This window comes from Butyricimonas faecalis, assembly GCF_003991565.1.
GTDB lineage: Bacteria > Bacteroidota > Bacteroidia > Bacteroidales > Marinifilaceae > Butyricimonas > Butyricimonas faecalis.
This window is the reverse complement of the sequence record NZ_CP032819.1, coordinates 2,952,380-2,967,546: the sequence shown is the minus strand read 5'-3', so window position 1 is coordinate 2,967,546 and position 15,167 is coordinate 2,952,380. Positions and strand designations below refer to the sequence as shown.

At 43.0% G+C, this 15,167-nt stretch carries 13 protein-coding genes; 4 read left to right on the top strand and 9 right to left on the bottom strand.

The features are described 5' to 3' along the window. Nucleotides 1–18: 18 nt before the first annotated feature. The 9 genes from D8S85_RS12750 to D8S85_RS12710 form a co-directional block, all read right to left on the bottom strand. Nucleotides 19–1,050: an AMP-binding protein gene (locus D8S85_RS12750; RefSeq protein ID WP_106480998.1), complete on the bottom strand. Its 1,032-nt coding sequence runs from the start codon at nt 1,048–1,050 to the stop codon at nt 19–21. 5 nt (nt 1,051–1,055) lie between these two features. Further along, nucleotides 1,056–2,114, bottom strand: a complete 1,059-nt coding sequence (locus tag D8S85_RS12745; RefSeq protein ID WP_106480997.1) for an o-succinylbenzoate synthase — start codon at nt 2,112–2,114, stop codon at nt 1,056–1,058. Nucleotides 2,115–2,134: 20 nt separating this feature from the next. Next, a complete protein-coding gene (menB, locus tag D8S85_RS12740; RefSeq protein WP_106480996.1) occupies nt 2,135–2,956 on the bottom strand; it encodes a 1,4-dihydroxy-2-naphthoyl-CoA synthase in 822 nt (273 codons plus the stop codon). A gap of 224 nt (nt 2,957–3,180) precedes the next feature. Beyond that, on the bottom strand, nt 3,181–3,552 hold the full coding sequence (locus D8S85_RS12735; RefSeq protein ID WP_158641573.1) for a DUF2752 domain-containing protein: 372 nt from the start codon (nt 3,550–3,552) through the stop codon (nt 3,181–3,183). 51 nt (nt 3,553–3,603) lie between these two features. Continuing rightward, a complete protein-coding gene (locus tag D8S85_RS12730) occupies nt 3,604–3,975 on the bottom strand; it encodes a CD225/dispanin family protein (RefSeq protein WP_127075180.1) in 372 nt (123 codons plus the stop codon). A gap of 9 nt (nt 3,976–3,984) precedes the next feature. Beyond that, a complete protein-coding gene (locus tag D8S85_RS21905) occupies nt 3,985–4,086 on the bottom strand; it encodes a DUF4339 domain-containing protein (RefSeq protein WP_127075178.1) in 102 nt (33 codons plus the stop codon). A gap of 11 nt (nt 4,087–4,097) precedes the next feature. Then, nucleotides 4,098–5,189 (bottom strand): GYF domain-containing protein, encoded by a 1,092-nt coding sequence (locus D8S85_RS12720; RefSeq protein WP_172726514.1) that lies wholly within the window; start codon nt 5,187–5,189, stop codon nt 4,098–4,100. Between the two features lie 159 nt (nt 5,190–5,348). After that, a complete protein-coding gene (gene menD, locus D8S85_RS12715) occupies nt 5,349–7,049 on the bottom strand; it encodes a 2-succinyl-5-enolpyruvyl-6-hydroxy-3-cyclohexene-1-carboxylic-acid synthase (protein WP_127075176.1) in 1,701 nt (566 codons plus the stop codon). Beyond that, entirely contained in the window at nt 7,030–8,172 is a 1,143-nt protein-coding gene (locus D8S85_RS12710) for a chorismate-binding protein (RefSeq protein WP_127075174.1), read from the bottom strand. Before D8S85_RS12710 ends, menD begins: the two co-directional genes overlap by 20 nt. A gap of 135 nt (nt 8,173–8,307) precedes the next feature. On the opposite strand from D8S85_RS12710, the gene D8S85_RS12705 reads away from it, so the two are divergent. The 4 genes from D8S85_RS12705 (at nt 8,308) to D8S85_RS12690 (ending at nt 15,165) form a co-directional block, all read left to right on the top strand. Next, nucleotides 8,308–9,672 carry an MFS transporter gene (locus D8S85_RS12705; RefSeq protein WP_106480990.1) on the top strand — a complete coding sequence of 455 codons (1,365 nt, stop codon included), beginning with the start codon at nt 8,308–8,310 and terminating at the stop codon, nt 9,670–9,672. An 85-nt stretch (nt 9,673–9,757) separates the two neighbouring features. Beyond that, a complete protein-coding gene (locus D8S85_RS12700) occupies nt 9,758–10,294 on the top strand; it encodes an RNA polymerase sigma-70 factor (RefSeq protein ID WP_158641572.1) in 537 nt (178 codons plus the stop codon). 83 nt (nt 10,295–10,377) lie between these two features. Next, nucleotides 10,378–11,529 (top strand): FecR family protein, encoded by a 1,152-nt coding sequence (locus D8S85_RS12695; protein ID WP_106480988.1) that lies wholly within the window; start codon nt 10,378–10,380, stop codon nt 11,527–11,529. A gap of 165 nt (nt 11,530–11,694) precedes the next feature. Continuing rightward, on the top strand, nt 11,695–15,165 hold the full coding sequence (locus D8S85_RS12690; protein ID WP_106480987.1) for a SusC/RagA family TonB-linked outer membrane protein: 3,471 nt from the start codon (nt 11,695–11,697) through the stop codon (nt 15,163–15,165). Nucleotides 15,166–15,167 lie beyond the last annotated feature (2 nt).

The window sequence follows — 15,167 nt, the reverse complement described above, 5'->3', positions numbered from 1 at the left end:
AAATGTAAGTAGCTAAGTTTATTCTATTTTTCGAATGATTTTGCCGGAATAGGTTTCATTGAAATGTTCTTGGAAATATATCTCCTTGGGAATTTCGTAAGGAGATAGGCATGATCTTAATTGGCCAAGTAGTTTTTGGCATTCGGTTGAGCTCCAAGATGCGGATTCTATGACCAAGACTGCTTTTTGTCCCAGACGGGAATCGGGTTCGGAGGTGATGAAGAAACGTTGGGGTATGAGGGGGGCAATGCGGGATTCTATTTTCTCGGGAAATAATTTGATACCACCGGAGTTAATCACGTTGTCATAGCGTCCTAGCCATTCGAAGTGGGTGGTGTCGGCGAGTTGAATGATGTCGTTCGTGACAAAGGTTTGCTGTTGTAAGTGTGGGGCGTGGATGATCAGGCATTCTCTTTCGTCTTTTTCAAACGTGACCTTTCCCAGGGCAAAGTAGTAAGGGGAGCTTCCCTCTCCGTTTATTTGCCGGAGGGCAATGTGTGATACGGTTTCTGTCATGCCGTAGGTCCCGTAACAGGCGGCTGGGATTTGTTGAAGTTGTTGTTCCAGTGTCGGGGATACGGCGGCCCCTCCGATAATGATTTGTTTAACGCGGGCTAGTTTTGTGGCCGTATCCGGGGAGGATAGGCTTGTTGCAACTTGCATGGGCACCAATGCTGCAAAATCGATGTCTTCCGTTATGTTTTGTAAAGGGGAAGAACTGGGTTTTACTGTGATCAGGTTTGCTCCGGAAAGAATCGTTCGGACGATCATCATTTTCCCCGCGATGTACTTCGGGGACAGGCAAAGTAGTAAGTTGGAGGATGGGCGGATATTGAAAAATTCGTTCGTGAGGCGTGCCGAGGCAATCATGTCTTTTTTAAGCAAACGAATCTCTTTCGGGATTCCCGTGGAGCCGGACGTGTGTCCGATGACGTGGTCATGGGAATCATACCATTCTTGCAGGAAAGAGCTGATGTCGGGATCAACGCTATTTTTAAGCGTTTCCAGATTCTTGTGTTGGATTCCGTTAAGCTTGATATTGATTCCCATGACGTTTAGAATGAAATTTGAGATAAATCCCAGTTTGCCTGTGGGTTATACCGGATGGTCGAGCCGGTTTGTTCCAGGGGCGAAGGTATGTTATTCGTGTAGAGTTGTCCTGTCCCCAGTCCTTGAGTCATCCCCGTGGGGTGATGCTCCAGGATATAGGCAGCCCATTGTGCGATAGCGTTAAGTCCTATGTTGGATTCCAGGGCGGACGTGATCCACCAACCGATATGACGTTCCCGGGCCCGGGCAATCCATTCCCATGAACCGGAGAAACCGTCTAAAAGTGATGGCTTTATTACGATATATTGAGGGCGGATCATGTCAAGTAGTTTCCCTTTGTCAGCTATTTTAATGCCTATCAGTTCCTCGTCCAGGGCAATGGGGATAGGTGTATTCCGGCATAAAATAGCCATTTCTTTATGCTGTCCTTGGCGAATGGGTTGTTCGATCGAGTGAATATCATAGCGTGACAGTTCTTCCAGTCTGCGGGGAGCCTCTTTCGGGGTAAAAGCCCCGTTCGCGTCTACTCGCAACTCGACGACTTCTTTGCTGAATTGTTTTCGGATATAGCGTAATAAATCTAATTCTTCCTCGAAGTTGATAGCCCCGATTTTCAGCTTGACACAATGGAACCCGGCGTCCAGTTTTTCGATAATCCGTTGGCGCATGGTCTCCTTGTCGCCCATCCAGATCAATCCGTTAATCTCGATGTCTTTTTTCCCTTCGGTAAAGGGGGTGTGGTAAATGATGCGTTTCCCTCCATTGTCTAAATCCGATAGAGCGGTGTTCACTCCGAAACTGATAGAACTCCAATCTCGTAAGATGTGGATGTCACGCGTTGTGCTGATTTCTTCGCAGAATTCTTTTAGCTTTTTCTCGTATCCCGGGCGGTCGTCCGCGCTTAAGCCTCGGAACAAGGCACATTCTCCCAGTCCGTATATTTCTGGCTGTTCCGATCGCCAGATTTTGATGAACCAAGTTTCCTTTTCCGTGAGGATTCCCCGGGAGGTGCCTGCTGGTTGCTTAAAACGCAGGTTGTATTTTAAATAAGTTGCTTGTAGCATGAGTGGTGATATTTGTATGATTATGGGAATTTGGGGAATTTCTTGAAATCCGGGTCCCGTTTCTCCAGGAAGGCATTTTTACCCTCTTGTGCCTCTTCCATGAGATAGTACATTAGCGTGGCATCCCCGGCGAATTCCATCAATCCATGCTGTCCGTCCAGTTCTGCATTTAATGCCCGTTTGATCATGCGGATGGCCATGGGGCTGCGTTGCATGATGGTCTTGCACCAATCCACGGTTTCATCTTCCAGTTGGTCGAAAGGAACTACTTTATTCACCATTCCCATCTCTTCGGCTTCTTTGGCGGTGTATTGGCGACAAAGGAACCAGATTTCACGAGCTTTTTTCTGGCCGACGTGGCGAGCGAGGTAGGAAGATCCGAATCCCCCGTCGAAACTGCCGACCTTGGGACCTGTTTGTCCGAAACGGGCATTTTCGGAAGCGATGGTAAGGTCACACACGATGTGAAGCACGTGGCCTCCCCCGATGGCGTACCCGTTTACCATGGCAATGACGGGTTTCGGAAGAGAACGAATGGCTTTATGCAAGTCGAGTACGTTGAGGCGAGGTACTCCGTTTTCATCGATATAGCCTCCTATTCCTTTCACTTTTTGGTCGCCTCCGGAACAAAACGCTTTATCCCCGGCACCCGTGAGCACAACAACACCAATGTCACTTCGTTCCCGACAGATGTTCATCGCGTCCAGCATTTCGAAATTGGTCTGCGGACGGAAAGCGTTGTAAACTTCCTGGCGATCAATGGTGATTTTAGCTATTCCCTCGAAGAATTCAAATCGAATGTCTTCGTATTCTTTGATTGTAGTCCATTCTCTTTTTGACATATCCGGTATGTATTTCTTAGTTTTTGTAAAGTGTAATCACAAATGTACGTGATAATTTTTATTTTAGCGTGAGATCAATCTAAAGAATTCTTTGACGGTAGAAAATCCGTTTATCTTCCGTTGCATATTCGATGTTTTTAGGGATTAAAGACGTATCTCTCTCGAATCAAAGACGTATCAAAGACGTTCACGAAGGTCTTTGATACGGGAATGAGTCCTCTGTGTTATCCGATTGATGAAGTTGTGTCACGGAAGATCGGTAGGAGATTCCGGGCAATCCACCACACGATGATTAAGATTAAGTACGTGTTGACCGTTATTTGATGACGGCAGATCCTTTTCAGTCGTGCCAATCGGTTTTGAGGATCAAACCATTGCGTGATGACAAGAGCGATCAAGTAAGGAAAGGAGAGCATGAGGAACGGGTTGTATCCGAAAGCCCCCTTGATGTTCAGGTGTAATAATTGATGGATGGCCCTTTGGCTGCCACATGCCGGACAATCGAATCCCGTGAACCAACGGAAAGGGCATTTGGGTATAAATGCCGAATACTCGGGATCAACGAAAAACAATATGATCCCGAGTAATATGATCAAAATAAGGCCTATTTTCTTAAAATGCCCGAACGAATACATTCATTCGAATATTTAATAATAGCCTCCTCCAAACATCATGCTTGCTAACCCGCTAATGAACCCGATGATCAAGGCAAGTACGCCTCCTCCCAATGCCAGGAAGAAAAACAATCTTGCCATGTTCGAAGCTTTTATTGCTTCTTCTTGTTGACCGGAGTTCCAGAGGTTGTCCACTTTCGTGGCGTAAATGATGGAAACAACTCCTAGTGGCAAACAGCATAATACGGTTGATAAAATTGCCCATATTAACCAGTTTTCCGGTTTGGGAGTGGGAGGTGTGAGAGGGGATGGCGGGGGTGTGGGAGGAGTAGGAGGGGTGGGAGGTGTATCCGTGAACAGGTTTGCAAGTTCAGAAACCTCTCCTGCCGGGAGCCATTGAGCCATACCGTTTTTTCACACAAGGGTGTTTTTCGTTACCCCGTTGCTGATTAATTCTTCGGGAGAAACCGGTCCTTTTTGTTCATTCTTTTCGTTCAGGTAAAAATAGTTTTCCATAGTTTAATAATTTACCATTTATATTCACTTCGTAAATAATTTCCATTAAAGTCATAAATATCTTTGATATATCCCCCATCAGCTTCAATGCTTTCGGTGTCAACGTTGGAAGTGATGTCATTGTATTTGCAGGGAACAATGATTTTGCCTTCTTGGTTGATCACTCCCCAGATTCCATCCCGAACTTTGCCGTCTTTCACGAAGCCGTTGCAATTAATCAGTGATATGCCGTTAAATTCGTCACAGATGATAAATTGACAGGGTAGTATCTCCTCTCCGTCCTGCGTGTAAAGTCCTTCTCGATCTTCGATTTCCACGTGAACGAGTGAGGTTTTTCGCCAAAGGGAAATTCCCGTGTATTCGCAAGGAAGGATTTCTATTCCCTCCGGGCTATATAATCCATTCAGGTTACCTGATGTAACTATAAAATTGTCGGTTGAGAGCCAAGTGTCAACGTCATCATATATACACGGGATAATCTCGGTTCCGTCAAGGGCAAGTACCCCTTTTTGATGGTTGCAAGAGGCCCAATAGTAAGCAGGTGCCCAGTAACTATTGGGAGCGATATTGTTGTATATGTAGGGAACGATCGTCAAGCCAAATTTATTCATGACCCCAACACCTGATCTTTTTTCCATGACACAGCGATCCTGCCGGAAACGGTAAGCATGATTTAGTATCCCGTAGTAGTAAATGGAAAACAAGGAAGACAGTAAAAAGGGTAGAACTACCAGTATCGTATTCAGCAGGTATTTTCTTTTTTTATAAAATAGGAAAAAGGCGATGCCCAATATCCCGATGATGAGGGTGACAAATCCCGGAACATAAGGGTAGAGGTTAAAACAGGAGGCGATAAATGCAGAAACAAATTTACCCGCGAATAAGAATACGATGGAGCCCAAGATGGCATATAAAATCAGTATGAGCCGCACCACGTTGATGTAAGGGCTGGGAGTTACGATATACGCGTGTAGTTCGGGGATATCTTTTGCCTGTACCCAATTCGGCATGCCTTCACGCCACACGGGTGTCTCTCGCGTGATACCTTTTTGTTTAAGTTCATCTAACGAAAGCGGTCCAACCTGCTTGTTGGCCTTGTTCATGAAATAGTAACTTATCCCCATAAATTAAGATAAAAATAATAAACAAACGCTATCCCAAAAGTAATAAATAAATGGATAAGTATGCCGTCCGGGAGGGAAAAAACGCATGTTGATCCGTTTTTTCCCGGAGTAAGGGAGTGTTGGTGGGGTGTGATTCAATTAATTCTTCAATGTCTGAAAATATCCTTTTAGTATTTTCCCATTTATTTTTTCGGGTGTCTGAATAATAAGAACGGCTGCTTGTCGTCCGGGTTGATAGAATTCGGATAGTGCTGATTCTAACGAGGGGGCATCCGTTGCTCGATAGACCTTGAAACGATGAACTTCGACTAGGCGTTCTATATCCACGTTGTGTGGGGTTTCAAAATACTCCTCGACTTCTTCCAGACCGGAGGGGCCTTCCAAAAAACGGAATATGCCTCCTCCCCCGTTCTGGATAACGATGATTCGTAATGATGGGGAACAGTTTTTGATCCATAAAGTATTGGAGTCGTACAAAAAACTATTGTCCCCCACGATCAGCGTGGTTATCCCATCGAATGTGGAGGCGGCTCCCATGGCTGTTGAAGTACAACCATCAATGCCACTTGTCCCCCGGTTGGCATCGGTACGATCCACCTGCGTGTAGCGGAAGAGTTGGGCGTAACGTATCGGGGTGCTGTTGCCTAGTTGCAAACGGCTTCCGGCAGGAAGTGCAGGCATAAGCATGGAGAAGGCTTTCAGATCGCACCACGGGATATGCTGCAGGTAGTTGTCGTGTATTTGCGCTGCTTTTTCTTCCCGTTGATACCATTGGTGGGCGTAACTGGATGGCAGACTATTGGCCTTTATTTCAGTGGGTTGAAGTTGATCAAAGAAGGTTTGGGCATCCATGGGGATGTGTAGCGTCATGGACTTGTACGTGTCGGGCGGCGTGGACCGTTCGTCGATATGCCAATGAGAATGTGGGGTATGTTCTCGGATGAAAGCTTTTATCATGCGGGAAACGATTGCTCCCCCGAACGTGATGAGTAATTCGGGGGCGTAAGTTTCTGCTTCTTCCGGCTGAATCGTGGAGATGACCCTGTCTATCGTGGAGATCACGAGGGGAACGGATAGATTTGTTACGCTTTCCGTTAGAACAACCACGTTGGGAAGGCTTGCCAATAATTGGATGTGTTGTTGCAAAACCGGGTTGGGTTCGTGGAATCCGGCGATGATCATTACCTTGGGGCAAAGGAAGAATTCTTCCCGCAGGTTTTGAGAGAGTTCTGCGGTGAAGGAAGGAGTTTCTTGCAGTGTTTTGATGACCCGTTCTGAAGTGATGGTTTCATGTTGAAAACCATACAGGGGTTCTCTCAGCGGGATATTGACATGCACCGGTCCTTTCCGTCCGAGTTGGGATAGATTGATCGCCTCGTTTACTAGTCGATTGGCATACCAGCGGTCCTCAGGGCAAGTAATGGCCGTCGGGAGTTGAAAGCTCTTTTTCACGAAGTTGCATAATGCGCCCTGTTGTCGAATGGTCTGGCTGTCATCTTGATCAATCCATTCGGTGGGTCGGTCTGCCGAGATCACGAGAAGGGGAATACCTTGGTAATAGGCTTCTGCCACGGCAGGGGAATAGTTCAGTAAAGCGGTTCCCGATGTGCAGATGAGGACAACGGTCTGTCCGGTTTGTTGCGCTATCCCCAGTGCAAAGAAAGCGGCCGAACGTTCATCCACGATGACATGGTGTTTCAACCTTTTTTCCCGGGCAACCGAAACGAGTAAAGGGGCATTGCGGGAACCCGGAGACAGAACGACTTCCTTAATTCCTTTTTGAACGAGTAAACTGATAAGAATTCGAACGCTTTCAATATCAGAATGTAATTTTTCCATAATTCATTTGGCGTATGAGGTTCAGTAAAGTATCGGCCTTCTGGCAAGTTTCCTGCCATTCTGTTTCCGGGTCGGAAAGAGGGGTAATGCCTCCCCCGACGTATAGCCGCAGGGCATCATCGAATACTTCCATGGTACGCAGGTTGACAAATAGGTCGAATGCCCCGGAGGCCTGCAATGGTCCAAGGAATCCGGCATAATATCCCCGATCCCGCTTCTCGATTTCCGAGATGATTTGCATGGCTCTCTTTTTAGGAAGACCGCACACGGCCGGCGTCGGGTGAAGTTGTCCTACCAACTCGTCAATCTGGTCGGCGGGAAGTTGTTCGTCGCTTCTGAAAAAGGTACAGAGATGAAAGACATTCCCGGCTTGTAACGTGATCGGTCCCTCGATGTCGAGATGGCGGGTAAAGAAATGTCTTAACGTGTCCTGGATGTAATCGGTCACGATTTGCTGTTCTTCGATATCCTTGTCTCCCCATTCCGGAGGATTCTTTGCCGTTGCCACGGGTTGTGTCCCTGCCAGAGACATGGTGAAGAATCCGTTTCTGTCGTATTTGAGAAAGGTTTCCGGAGAGGCACCCATCCAAGCACATTTTCCCGGAATGGCGGCAAAGAACAGAAAGGCATGATGGTATTGTTTCATCTGCTCGAAGATCGCGGGAGACAACCGGAGTGAATCGCAAGGAATGGTGATGGTTCTTGATAGAACGGCTTTTTTCATTCCTTCCCGTTTCAGCGTGTCGATCATCGTGCGCAGTTCATCCAAGTACTCGAAGTGCTCGCAGTCCTGTTTCGTGAAAATGCGTTCCGGGGTGTTGAAAACGGTGTTCTGTAAATTCCGGATCGCTTCCCCGTCCGTCAAGTAGTCCGTGAATGAAAGATCGGCCTTGATGAAGAAAGGGAAACTCCAGGAGGAGTGGTTGAAGGGCGTGATAACAAACCCTTTTTCTCCCCGATGTTTTTCAAACCCCTTGAATATCCGGGTATCGTTGGAGAGTTGAGCCCCGAAAATAACTTCACGGGAACCGGGTAAACGGTACGTGTAAAACGGGATGTTATTTCGCAGGCAGATGTTCTGCGCTTCTGCAACCGAGAGTCTGTTTTCTGTTTGTTCTATCATGGCATAACCGTATTCTTATCGCAAAAATAGGCAAAATTATTCGCTCGTGATTCAAATGATGCAAAATCTGAGTATTTTTGTGGGGGTGTGACTGTGCCTCGTTGCCGGTTTTCAAGTTACAAATTATTTGATGAAATGAATAAAGATAAGAGCGAGTACAGGTTTTTGGGTGGTTGGCGAGGGCTTCGGGAGTTATTACCAAATAATTCGGGAGCCTTCACTCAGGTATTCGCTTCCTTGAAAAGTTATAATTTCCGTCTTTATTTCGGGGGACAATGTATTTCGCTGATCGGGACGTGGATGCAACAGATTGCCATGAGCTGGTTGGTGTTCCGCTTGACAGGGTCGGTTCTTTTACTGGCAACAGTTACTTTTACGGCGCAAATCCCAATTCTCGTGGCAACACCTTACATGAGTGTTTTTGTTGATCGCTTTGATCGACGTAAGTTGTTGGTGTTGACACAAACGCTATCTATGATACAAGCACTGTTAATGGCTATACTTACCTTGACGGGGTTTGTACAGGTGTGGCATATCATGGTGCTGAGTTTATTGATCGGTTTGATTAATGCTTTGGATAATCCCACTCGACAATCATTTTACCCGAGTTTGGTTTCACCGGATAAGTTGAGTAATGCCATTGCTCTGAATTCTGCCGTGATCAACGGTTCCCGTTTGATCGGGCCCGCGGTGGGCGGGGTATTGATCGGTCTGTTGGGGGAGGGGATTTGTTTTTTGCTGAATGGTATTAGTTATATCGCCGTGATCGTGGCATTGCTGTTGATGCGGCTGCCCTCCACACGGGGATGTACCGTGAAACAGAAGGTTTTGGAAGATATGCGGGATGGTTTCCGGTACGTGGTGCGAAATATACCCATCCGTACGTTGTTGCTTTTGATGAGTGCAATCAGTTTCTTCGGGTTGCCTTTGATGACGTTTATCCCGGCTTACGTGAAAACAATCCTGCATGGGGAGAGCGAGATGTTGGGATTACTGCTTTCATGTATTGGGGTCGGTTCTTTTGTGGCGGCCTTGTACTTGGCTGCTCGAAAAAGCGTGCTGGGATTGGGAAAAGTGGTGATGCTTTCCGGAGTTTTATTGGGCATCGGGCTGTCGGTGATGGCATTTGTCACGATCCCGTGGGTGGCTGCCGTGCTCTGTCTTCCAATCGGTTTTACGATTATTGCTGCCGTGGCTTCTATCAACACGCTGTTGCAAACCCTTTCCGGTGAGGATAAACGAGGTAGGGTGATGGGGTATATGGCAATGGCTTTCACGGGTATGGCACCCGTGGGAAGCATGGTTTTGGGAGCAATTGAGAAATGGATCGGGTTGCAGATGATTATCCTGTTGTCTGGGATTTGTTGTTTTATTGCCGCACTGGTTTTCGAGTATTATCGTCCCTTGGTGCGTAAACATGCCCATCCCGTTTATATTGAAAAGGGGATAATCAAGGAAATCGCTATTGGTATTGATTCCACGGAGGAACAGCAGTTCTGAATTATTTTATTTCATTGTTTTGAATATAACTCTTTTCTTTTTTTACATACTTTTGTATTGGATTGGTATAAAGCGTAAAATGACCATGAAGAGAAATAACTTGGATATTCTGTTTAAACAATATTACGAGCGTCTTGTTTTATTTGCAGAAAGTTACGTGGGTGATATGATGATAGCGGAAGATATGGTGCAGGATGTGTTTTTGACAGTATTGTCTCGCCCCGATTTTGCAGATGTGGGTTATATGCGTGCTTATCTTTACAGTTGTGTCCGAAATAATTGTGTAAATTATTTGCGACGGTTAGATATTGTTGATCCTTTAAATATTAAATTATTTGATGCTGTTTATTATACCGGGGATTTTGATTTGGAAGAGGAAGAGAAGTTGATTCTCCGGGTGGAGGAAGAAATCGATAAATTACCGATACAACGACGGAAAGTATTGAAATTAAGTGTTTATCAAGGAATGAGCTATTCTCAAATTGCGGAGGTTACTGGATTGTCGGTGAATACAGTAAAAACACACATGAAAAAAGCTTACCAAGAACTTCGGGAAAAATTGTATAATGAACATCAGGAGTTATTTTTACTATTTATTTTTTCCTTGTTAAGAGAGGATTGAGTAGAGAAATAATTTTTTTTTTTGAAAAAATGCTTCACCCTGTTTTCTAAATTTTACGTCTTAGCGAAAATTGAATTTAGAAAATGGAGATTTCAATATCTATATTGTATCGTAAAATGGCTAAAATGCCTCTTGTGAAAGAAGAAAAGGAGCTTTTCGATAAGTGGTATTCGGAGAGTGAAGAGCATCGTGTTTATTGGGAACATTTTTGTCGTCAACAAGAGAAAATACAAGAACGACAAAAAAGTATTGTAAATGTAGAAGCAGGATTGGCTCGTTTGAAACGAGACCACAACAAAATTTGGAGGCGGATGATTTGGATGAGGGTGAGTGTTGCGGCTTCTATTTTTATATTGATAGGATTAACTATTTTCTTTTTGTATCAGCCACGACAAAAATTCCATTCTCAAGTGGAATATAAAAATGTTATTGAACAAGAGAACGTAGTTTTGAAACTAAGTGACGGAAAGAATATTGTTTTGCAAGATAATTCTATGGTTGATACGTTGCACGAGAAAGAGGCTCTTATTCAAATCGAAGCGGGAAGGTTACATTATCAAATGGGCTCTCTGACAGGAGACGTGATTGCATATAATGAATTGAAGGTTCCGGCTACAGGAGAGTATCAAGTTGTGTTAGCTGATGGAACTAAAGTATTTTTGAATTCCACTTCTATGTTGCGTTATCCTGTGGTTTTTACCAAAAAAGAACGTCGGGTTTATCTGGATGGAGAGGCTTTTTTTGTAGTAGAACACAGTGAAATTCCATTTATTGTGGAGACAAAGGAGGAAGAAATCCGGGTTTTCGGAACGGAATTTAACGTGATGATTTATGCGGAGGAAAAACAAATGCAGACCACGTTGGTGAAAGGAAGTATTGGAGTGAAAATGAAAACAGAACCCATGAAAGATTATGTGAAACTTGTTCCGGGAGAACAGTTTTTAGTTGATAATCAGACAAAAGAGGTCTCAGTGCGCAAAGTGGATGTATTTCCCTATATTGCATGGAAAGAGGGGTTGTTTGTGTCGCAAAATGATGATTTGGAAACAATTATGACAAAGATTGCTCGTTGGTATAACGTAGACGTATTTTATCAAAATTCATATCTAAAGGAGAAAAAATTTTGGGGAGTCATGAAAAAACAGGATAGTTTAGAAAAGATATTGGAAATAATAGCAAAGGCTGGTGATGTGAAATTTAATGTGAATGATAGAACCGTGATTGTTACGGAGTAAAATATAACACGGAGTTGCTGCAAACAACCCCGTGTTTAAAATTAATCGGGAATATTCATTGACAGTGGAATTCCCAATCATGTTTCATTTAATTATAACAAAAGTATGGAAAAAAATCGATGGAACATTCCAATAACATGGAATGATTTTCGAAAAGTATGGCTTATGACAAAATTCGTAATTATTTTTCTGTTCATGATGTCAATGAACGTATCTGCAAATCTTTATTCGCAGACGAAAACAGTAAGTATTAAGATGGAAAGAGGTTCATTAGAGGAGATTATTCAAGTCCTGAAAAGACAGACGGAGTATGGTTTTTTTTACAACATTGATAACGAGGCTATTAAGAATGTAAAGAATATTTCCATTGATATGACAGACGTTCGGTTAGAAGATGTACTTCAACAAATATTGAAAGGTACAAATCTGACCTATTCTATTATAAACGACGTGGTTATTATTAATTCGAAAATACAGAAAACTATAAAAGATTCTGTGCCAAATGAGAATCTACTGATCGGTAAGGTTGTGGATAAGACGAAAAATCCTTTGCCAGGAGTGACCGTCCGACTAAAAAATACTAATATCGGGACAGCTACGGATGTTAATGGTGTTTTCGTTTTTCGGTTACCGATGAAGAAAGGAGAATTGTTACTGACATTTGTAGGATTTAAACCTTATGAGACGGTATTCACAGTTTCTTTAGATACTTTGCGGATTACAATGGAAGAAGAGTTGTCAAGTATTGATGAAGTTACTGTTGTTGCTTATGGATCGCGAAAGAAAAGGGAAGTTGTAGGTGCGATCTCTTCATTGAAAGCTGATGATATAAAGGAAGTTCCGACTGCGAGTGTGGAAAATCTGTTGCAAGGTCGAATGGCTGGTGTGGAGATTAACACTCAGAGTGGAGCTCCTGGTGGAGGTGGTAGTGTTGTTGCCATTCGGGGGTATAATTCTTTATTTGTAGGTGATGGGCGTGATTACGGGGAGCCGCTTTATGTGATTGATGGGGTTCCCGTGCATTCTTTTACTTCCCCGATCACGGGAACTAATGCTTTGGCTGAAATTGATCCTTCTACCATTGAGTCTGTTGAAGTTTTGAAAGATGCTGCCTCTGCTGCTATTTACGGATCTAGGGCAGGTAACGGTGTGATATTGATTACAACTAAAAAGGGACGTACTGGAAGGGCTAGTTTCTCTGCAAACGTGTCTTATTCTTATTCTGTGCTACCTGAGACACCAATACAGACCGGAGGTCGAAGTGAAAGGGCTTATAATTTTGATGTATATAAAAATGAGCATATTGCAGGAAATGATTACGGACAATATGTATTCCCCAAAAATTATGAAGATGCCAAGACGGGATTGGGGATGTATGACCGTTGGTGGTATAATGCTATGAATCGTATTAGTGGAATGAGAGAGTTGCAAGATTCTTTGAATCCTTATTATAACAATTCAACAGACTGGTTTCGTTATGCTTTTCGTGCTGGAGAGATTGTGAATGCTAATATTCAAGCTAGTGGAGGTAGCGAGACAATTGATTATCTTGTTGGAGCAGGGTATTATACAGAAAAAGGGATTATGTATGGTAGTGATTTTTCACGTATGAATTTGATTGTTAATCTAGGAACACAGCCGGTTCATAATTTGCGTTTGGATACTAGATTGTATTTTGCATATACAGATAGAAGTCGTGGTAGTGGTTCTGGAGATGGAATGTCTGGATCAAAGATTGAAAAACTAACAGTAGATCCCAAACAAACATCTTCTATCTTAGGTGCAGGAGGTATTCATGAAGAGGAATTATTGAAAGAATTAAATACGTCTATTGAGAAAAACGAATCTTATCGGTTGCGGGCAAACTTGAATTTAAAGTATCAGTTGTACAAAGGTTTGGATTTGTCTGTATTAGGATCGTTGGATTATAATCAAGGGATGAGAAACAGTTTTCGTCCCAGTACATTGGATGCAGCAAATGGTTTGAGTTCTTCTATTGGTGAGCTTGATAGAAGTTTATTGATTTTGAATGAGAATATGTTGACGTATAAAGCATCTTTTAATGAGAAGCATAATATTGATGCGTTATTTGGAATTTCTTATCAATCTGATCAGTATGATTATATTTTTGCTAAAGGTCTAGGAGGGGCAAATGATAAAATTCATTATATTGTTGACGAAGGAACTGCAATAGAGGTAAATGGACAAACAATTTATTTGAAAAATGCTCAAACGAATCGTACGGAAAAGGTCTTAGTGAGTTATTATGGGCGTTTAGCCTATAATTTTATGCAACGCTATCTTGTTGAGGCGACTTGGCGTAAGGATGGTTCTTCCGTGTTCGGAGAAAAAGTTCGTTGGGCAACTTTCCCATCTGCAGCTATTGGTTGGGCTTTTTCTGAAGAGAGTTTTTTAGATAATATTTCTTGGTTGGATTTTGGTAAAATTCGTGTTTCTTGGGGGCGTTCTGGTCAGCAATTCGGTCAACCTTATTTGGCTCATGGGGTGATGTCTTCATTTAACACGTTTTTAGGGCAGACGACACTTGCTCCGGATCCGATGGGGGGAATGATTAATCGTAAATTAACATGGGAAGAGAGTGATCAGTATGATTTCGGGTTGGATGTAGATTTATTTAATTACCGTTTAAAATTTAAGTTGGATTATTATTATAAGTTGACAAAAGGATTGTTGTATAGTGTTCCTTTGTCCGGGAATTGGAATTTCAATACAAAACAGTGGCAAAATGCGATGAAAGTCTCCAACGAAGGATTAGAGATGGAGTTGGAAGCTGATATATTTCGAGAGAGTGCCGTGTCTTGGAGAATGAAATTTAATATTTCTAGAAACTGGAATCTTTTCAAGAAGAGTTATACGAATCGGGATGTCGATAATTATATTGTGGGGCGTCCACTTTATTCGATTTTCTTGTATGAAGATGACGGTTTTTATCAGACAGACGATGAAATTCCGTATCTGTATGATAAAAAGGGGAATAAATATAAGATGTATGTGGGAGGAACAGGAGGAGGAACTCCGTCTGCCCGTTACGAAGCTGGAACCCGAAAAATATTGGATATTAATGGTGATGGAATGATTGGTACGGAAGATATGGTTTATCAAGGAAGTGCCTTGCCGTTAGCTTATGGAGGATGGGTAAATGAAGTGAAATGGAAAGATTTTGATGTGAATATTTTATTCTCTTACTCTTTAGGGCGTAAAATGTATAGAACTTATAATGTAACTTCAATGCAAGGTAATCATCGGGCTCCGATCTTAGAGGATATTGAAAATGTATCATTCTGGGAAAGCGAAGGAGATATTACAGATTTCCCGAGAAAAGCCGTGTATTCAGCCGGATTACAACAGTTTCGCGGAGCTATTGCTTCGAACTTGGAGAATGTGAATTATGTGAAATTGAAACAATTGACGATAGGTTATAATGTTCCCAAGAAGATTGTGAAGAAGTTGTGCTTGTCTTCTGTACGCTTGTTCTTTACGGGGGAAAATCTTTTCATGTTAACGAATTATTCGGGATTAGATCCAGAGGTGGTAAATCTTTATACTGGACATGATGATTTTAGTTATTATCCGTTAGCTCGGAAAATATCTTTAGGACTTACTGTAAATTTTTAGAT

Bases quoted from the DNA above. Each gene is read 5' to 3' on its own strand.
- D8S85_RS12720 (WP_172726514.1), bottom strand. From the start codon at position 5,189: ATGAACAAGGCCAACAAGCAGGTTGGACCGCTTTCGTTAGATGAACTT.
- D8S85_RS12705 (WP_106480990.1), top strand. From the start codon at position 8,308: ATGAATAAAGATAAGAGCGAGTACAGGTTTTTGGGTGGTTGGCGAGGG.
- D8S85_RS12745 (WP_106480997.1), bottom strand. From the start codon at position 2,114: ATGCTACAAGCAACTTATTTAAAATACAACCTGCGTTTTAAGCAACCA.
- menB (WP_106480996.1), bottom strand. From the start codon at position 2,956: ATGTCAAAAAGAGAATGGACTACAATCAAAGAATACGAAGACATTCGA.
- D8S85_RS12710 (WP_127075174.1), bottom strand. From the start codon at position 8,172: ATGATAGAACAAACAGAAAACAGACTCTCGGTTGCAGAAGCGCAGAAC.
- D8S85_RS12690 (WP_106480987.1), top strand. From the start codon at position 11,695: ATGACAAAATTCGTAATTATTTTTCTGTTCATGATGTCAATGAACGTA.
- D8S85_RS12750 (WP_106480998.1), bottom strand. From the start codon at position 1,050: ATGGGAATCAATATCAAGCTTAACGGAATCCAACACAAGAATCTGGAA.
- D8S85_RS12730 (WP_127075180.1), bottom strand. From the start codon at position 3,975: ATGGCTCAATGGCTCCCGGCAGGAGAGGTTTCTGAACTTGCAAACCTG.
- D8S85_RS21905 (WP_127075178.1), bottom strand. From the start codon at position 4,086: ATGGAAAACTATTTTTACCTGAACGAAAAGAATGAACAAAAAGGACCG.
- menD (WP_127075176.1), bottom strand. From the start codon at position 7,049: ATGGAAAAATTACATTCTGATATTGAAAGCGTTCGAATTCTTATCAGT.
- D8S85_RS12700 (WP_158641572.1), top strand. From the start codon at position 9,758: ATGAAGAGAAATAACTTGGATATTCTGTTTAAACAATATTACGAGCGT.
- D8S85_RS12695 (WP_106480988.1), top strand. From the start codon at position 10,378: ATGGAGATTTCAATATCTATATTGTATCGTAAAATGGCTAAAATGCCT.